The following is a 5,059-nucleotide window of genomic DNA, read 5'->3' as shown; positions in this document are numbered from 1 at the left end:
TAAAGACAACCCCTTTATTTGAGATTAACTCACAAAGGGTTTGTCTTCAGTCTGAGATAAGCTCAGCTGCTGAGCTTATCTTTTTTTAGCTTATAAATGACTTGGTTTTTTTGGAGGAACGGAAATTTCATCAGTTTGTGGTTGTGCGTGCGCAATTCGGCTTGCAGCGGCAGCGGCTAAGGCACCCACGATGTCATCAATAAATGTATTGCACCGCTGATCTTTTTCATCATTTAGTTTACCAATAATGCCCGGTTTAAGCTTATCTAAATAACCGAAATTAGTAAGACCGATTGATCCATAAACATTGACGATTGATAGAGTCAGAATTTCATCTATTCCATAGAGGCTCTCATCACGCATTAATAAGTCACATAGAAGTGGAGACAAAAGTCCTTTTTCAGCAGCAATATCTAATTCAATTCCAGTTATAATAGCATTTTGAACTTCTCGTTTTTGCATCACAGCATGTAAATTATCAATGCAGTCTTGCAAAGTTAAAGTCTCAACATAAGTATTTTGTAAATCGTAGACGATTTTAGCGATTTCTTCGATGCTAACACCTCTTTCAGCTAGCAATTCATAGGATCTGGATTCTAGGTGTTTTAAGTGAATATAATCTTTAGTCATTGAATTCTCCTTCAAAAATAGTTGATGAATGTAAGGGCGACGGTCGATAATTAGGATCGATGAAGTGTAAGGCTTGATTAACAGCTAATAAGGCTTCCCCAAATCCAGCTGCAATGATCTTTACCTTACCAGGATAGTCAGCAATATCCCCAACAGCGAAAACACCAGGCAAATTAGTTTCCATTAATGATGAAACTTTGATTTGGTTGCGAGAAAGCTTGAGTCCCCAATCTTTTATATGGCCTAAAGAATTAGAAAAGCCATAATTGACAATTAATTGATCGAGGCAAAGTGCTACTATTTTTTTTGATTTCACCTGCTGAAGCTTGAGTGATTCGAGCTGGTGATTTTTACCCTCTAAGGTTAAAATTTTATAGGGGGTTAGAATTTTAACAGACGAGGCATGTAATTTGGATACTGAGCTTTCTAAAGCTCGAAAGTTTTCACGTCGGTGTATTAAATAGACTTCTTTAGCAATTGGTTCTAGGGTGAGTGCCCAATCAACTGCAGAGTCTCCTCCTCCACATACTGCTATCCTCTGATGCTTAAAATGTTCAGGTTTTTTAACAATATAATGTAAGGAATGATTTTCGAAATGATTCGCATTATCCATTCCAAGCTTTCGGGGTTGAAAAGCTCCATTACCTGCTGCAATGATAACGGTCTTTGAGTAATAAATTTCTTTACTAGTTTGAATTGTATAGATGCCATCTTCTCTGGGAGAGAGATTTAAGACTTCTTCTCCCAAAGAAATATCTGGTTTAAAATGATTGACCTGTTCAAATAGTTTTTGACTCAAAATATTCCCCTTAATCGAAGGATAGGCAGGAATATCGAAAATCAACTTTTCACCATAAAGATGATTTGGTTGCCCCCCCACCTCCTCAAGTGACTCAATAATTTTTACTTTTGCGTTTCGCATATGAGCGAAGAAAGCGGTATAAAGGCCTACAGGGCCTGCACCGATAATTGTTATATCATAAATATTTTCCATAATTTCTGCCTTTCTAATAAAAAAACGCAAGGAATACTAAGCGCATGACTACTGCCACAAATCCGCCTGTAATAATACCTGCAAATACTTCTGTTGGTTTATGTCCAAGGTATTTAGTAACTATAAGGTCTTGATAATTATCAATAATTTCAGTTTCAAATTCAGAGTCTTCTAGTTTTTCTTTAATTGATTGAACATTTATATCCTCATAATTTGATTGAGAGAGACGTTTAACGATAGCATCAATTACAAGGCCTTGTTCACCACTTTGACGTCTGACCCCCATAGAATCGAACATGATAATAACACCGAATACAGTTGCTATGGCTACGTGTGCTGAAGCAAAACCGTATTCAAATATAAGACTGGCAATTAAACTTGCGACGGCAGCCGAATGCGATGAGGGCATGCCACCAGTAGAAGTGATTATATCTAATTTAGGACTTCGCTTTGAATAATAGGCAATTGGATATTTAATCATTTGCGCGAAAAAAATGGCGGTAAAAGCAGCAATTAATGGGTAATTCATAGCATCCTTATCCTTCTTTTTATTTTTAACACTAACTATCTTAACAAAAATAAGACCCTTTAACTATAAATTTAGTTTTTTTTCGAGTAAAATGATAGAGAAAATAGATATAAGGAGCGATAAAATGAATAATTTTCCACAATTAAAGACAGAGGAAATACAAAGTCAAGTTGTTTTACATACTAATAAGGGTGACATTGAATTAGCATTATTTAAAGAACAAGCACCCAGGACAGTCGAAAACTTCATTACTTTAGCTGAAGAAGGCTACTATGATGGCGTGATTTTTCATAGAGTTATTAAAGATTTTATGATCCAAGGAGGAGACCCAACAGGAACAGGCATGGGTGGTGAAAGCAAATGGGGAGAAAGTTTTGAAGATGAATTTTCAATGCATCTTTTTAACTTTTATGGAGCTCTTTCAATGGCTAATGCAGGACCAAATACAAATGGCAGTCAATTTTTTATTGTAACTGCACCAAATGTACCGGCTGATATGCTCCAACAGTTAAAAGACTTAGGGTTCCCTGATGAAGTTGTGAAGGCTTATGAAGAAAAAGGAGGAACCCCTTGGTTGGATCAACGCCATACTGTCTTTGGTCAAGTCGTTGGAGGTATGGAGAATGTTTTAGCTATCCAAAATGTTACAACAGGGCCTCAAGACAAACCGGTTGAAGATGTGATGATTGAATCCGTTACCGTTTCTAAATAAGTGAGAAAGTACGGTAATCGATATGAAGTTTAAAATAGGAGATATTATTGAAGGAGAAGTAACCGGTATCCAGAACTATGGTATTTTTATAAAGCTTTCTGATGAAGAACAGGGTCTAGTGCATATTTCCGAATGTAAACATGGATATGTAGGGGCTTTAGATGAATTCATTAATATTGGAGAAAAAGTTAAAGTAGTTGTAATTGATATTGATGAATACAGTAAGAAAATTTCTTTATCCATGCGAGCACTAGATAAAATTAACACCCCATTGTTTCCTGTTAGAAATCGAAGAAAAAAAAGACGGAATTTACCAGACATAGGATTTAAGACCATAGCAGATAAGATGCCACAATGGATTGATCAGGCAATGCATTCTATTGAAGAAAATGAGTTTAATACCAAGATAGAAGTTTAGGAGGTTTATAAATGGAAACAATTAGCTTTGATTATTCGAAGGCTTTGAACTTTTTTCAAGAAAAAGAAATGGAGCACTTAAGTGGGTTCGCAGAATCCTCTTTACGTGAACTTAAAGAAAAAACAGGGGCAGGTTCTGAATTTACGGATTGGATTGATTGGCCACTTGATTTCCCCCAATCCGAAATAGAGCGAATTAAAGGAGTAGCTCAAAAAATTCAAAAGAACTCGGAAGTATTAGTAGTAATCGGCATAGGCGGATCCTATTTAGGAGCTAAAGCAGCCATAGATTTTTTAAACCATACTTTTTATAATATGATGGCTCCAAGCAAAAGTTTGCCTCAAATACTTTTTGCTGGTAACAACATATCATCCACTTACTTGAATGATTTAATAGAAGTAATTGGAGAGCGTGATTTCTCTATTAATATCATCTCTAAATCAGGAACAACTACGGAACCAGCAATTGCTTTTCGGGTTTTAAAAGAAAAACTAATCAAAAAATATGGAAAAAAAGAAGCTTATCAAAGAATTTATGCGACAACCGATCAAGCTAAAGGAGCATTAAAAAAAGAAGCCCAACAAAATAATTATGAGTCTTTTGTAATCCCAGATGGTATCGGTGGGCGCTTCTCGGTTTTAACACCAGTGGGCTTGCTTCCGATTGCTGTAAGTGGTGCAAGCATAGAAAGGCTGATTGAAGGGGCAAAAATTGCTAGAGAGCTTTATCTAAATGAGGATTTAGCAAAAAATCAAGCCATGCAGTATGCTGTTATAAGAAATATTTTCTATCGCAAAGGAAAGGTCAATGAATTGTTAATCAACTATGAACCAGCTTTACAAGCTTTCGGTGAATGGTGGAAACAGTTATTTGGCGAGTCTGAAGGAAAAGATCATAAAGGAATTTTCCCATGTTCAGCTAACTTTTCAACAGACCTACATTCAATTGGTCAAATTATTCAAGATGGCCAACGAAATATATTTGAGACGGTATTAAACTTCCAAAAAGTTAGGAAAGATTTAACAATCCCTCAATTAGAAGAAGACGTTGACGGTCTTTCATATTTAGAGGGAGAAAAAATGTCAACCGTTAACCAAATGGCTTATCAAGGAACTATGATTGCCCATACGGACGGAGAGGTACCTAATCTTATTATTAACATTCCAGCAATGAATGAAGAAAGCCTCGGTCAAATGATTTATTTCTTTGAAATGGCAGTCGCTATTTCTGGATACCTTAATGGTGTCAACCCATTTGATCAGCCGGGAGTCGAAGCCTATAAACGTAATATGTTTGCCTTACTTGGTAAAGATGGTTATGAAGAATTAACAAAGGAACTTAGTCAAAGAATATAGAATTATCAATCGATAATAAAAGTTAAAACATTTGAGATGGTCGGACTATAGATCGTCTCAAATGATTTTTATTCATCAGAGGTTATTGATAAAATTGAAGAACAAAAAAGAATTCACAAAAAATTTAGAAAAAGTTAAAAAAGCTATTGACTTAAGCTAACAACCCATGCTATATTAATTCTTGTCGTCACGAACGAAGAGCAATGCATCTTGAGTTGCTAAAAATAAAAAACTTTGAAAAGTATTTGACATTAACAAACAACTCATGTTATATTATTTCTTGTCGTCACAAACGACCGAAACGAAAGAAAAAAAGTTTAAAAAAACTTTTTAAAAAGGTTTGACAAAAAGTCTAACCCATGCTATTATATAGAAGTTGTCACTTATGGCAGCGAAGCTCATTGAAAACTGAACAAAGACA

At 35.4% G+C, this 5,059-nt stretch carries 6 protein-coding genes; 3 read left to right on the top strand and 3 right to left on the bottom strand.

What is annotated here, in order from left to right; genetic code table 11:
• Window positions 1–90: 90 nt before the first annotated feature.
• The 3 genes from ACQV2X_RS08465 to ACQV2X_RS08455 are packed head-to-tail and all read right to left on the bottom strand — an operon-like array spanning window position 91 to window position 2,153.
• The gene (locus ACQV2X_RS08465) at window positions 91–630 is read right to left on the bottom strand and encodes a phosphatidylglycerophosphatase A family protein (RefSeq protein ID WP_428894421.1); all 540 of its coding nucleotides are present in this window, start codon (window positions 628–630) and stop codon (window positions 91–93) included.
• Window positions 623–1,624, bottom strand: coding sequence for an NAD(P)/FAD-dependent oxidoreductase (locus ACQV2X_RS08460; protein WP_428874512.1), 1,002 nt, complete (start codon window positions 1,622–1,624; stop codon window positions 623–625). The genes ACQV2X_RS08465 and ACQV2X_RS08460 overlap by 8 nt, the downstream gene beginning before the upstream one ends.
• Window positions 1,625–1,637: 13 nt before the next feature.
• Entirely contained in the window at window positions 1,638–2,153 is a 516-nt protein-coding gene (locus ACQV2X_RS08455) for a divergent PAP2 family protein (RefSeq protein ID WP_428874511.1), read from the bottom strand.
• 124 nt (window positions 2,154–2,277) lie between these two features.
• On the opposite strand from ACQV2X_RS08455, the gene ACQV2X_RS08450 reads away from it, so the two are divergent.
• From ACQV2X_RS08450 to ACQV2X_RS08440, 3 genes are read left to right on the top strand one after another with little or no spacing between them, the layout of a single operon-like run.
• Window positions 2,278–2,865, top strand: coding sequence for a peptidylprolyl isomerase (locus ACQV2X_RS08450; RefSeq protein ID WP_428874510.1), 588 nt, complete (start codon window positions 2,278–2,280; stop codon window positions 2,863–2,865).
• A gap of 22 nt (window positions 2,866–2,887) precedes the next feature.
• Window positions 2,888–3,283, top strand: coding sequence for a CvfD/Ygs/GSP13 family RNA-binding post-transcriptional regulator (locus tag ACQV2X_RS08445; RefSeq protein ID WP_428874509.1), 396 nt, complete (start codon window positions 2,888–2,890; stop codon window positions 3,281–3,283).
• Window positions 3,284–3,294: 11 nt separating this feature from the next.
• Complete coding sequence (locus ACQV2X_RS08440) at window positions 3,295–4,638, top strand: glucose-6-phosphate isomerase (RefSeq protein WP_428874507.1); 1,344 nt, start codon at window positions 3,295–3,297, stop codon at window positions 4,636–4,638.
• The last annotated feature ends 421 nt before the right edge of the window (window positions 4,639–5,059 follow it).

Source organism: Facklamia sp. P12945 (assembly GCF_050409485.1).
Lineage (GTDB): Bacteria > Bacillota > Bacilli > Lactobacillales > Aerococcaceae > Facklamia.
This window is presented reverse-complemented; position numbering and strand designations above follow the sequence as displayed.

What these genes read in the sequence shown, in the direction of transcription:
- ACQV2X_RS08450 (WP_428874510.1), top strand. Translation starts at nt 2,278, where the DNA reads ATGAATAATTTTCCACAATTAAAGACAGAGGAAATACAAAGTCAAGTT.
- ACQV2X_RS08465 (WP_428894421.1), bottom strand. Translation starts at nt 630, where the DNA reads ATGACTAAAGATTATATTCACTTAAAACACCTAGAATCCAGATCCTAT.
- ACQV2X_RS08445 (WP_428874509.1), top strand. Translation starts at nt 2,888, where the DNA reads ATGAAGTTTAAAATAGGAGATATTATTGAAGGAGAAGTAACCGGTATC.
- ACQV2X_RS08460 (WP_428874512.1), bottom strand. Translation starts at nt 1,624, where the DNA reads ATGGAAAATATTTATGATATAACAATTATCGGTGCAGGCCCTGTAGGC.
- ACQV2X_RS08440 (WP_428874507.1), top strand. Translation starts at nt 3,295, where the DNA reads ATGGAAACAATTAGCTTTGATTATTCGAAGGCTTTGAACTTTTTTCAA.
- ACQV2X_RS08455 (WP_428874511.1), bottom strand. Translation starts at nt 2,153, where the DNA reads ATGAATTACCCATTAATTGCTGCTTTTACCGCCATTTTTTTCGCGCAA.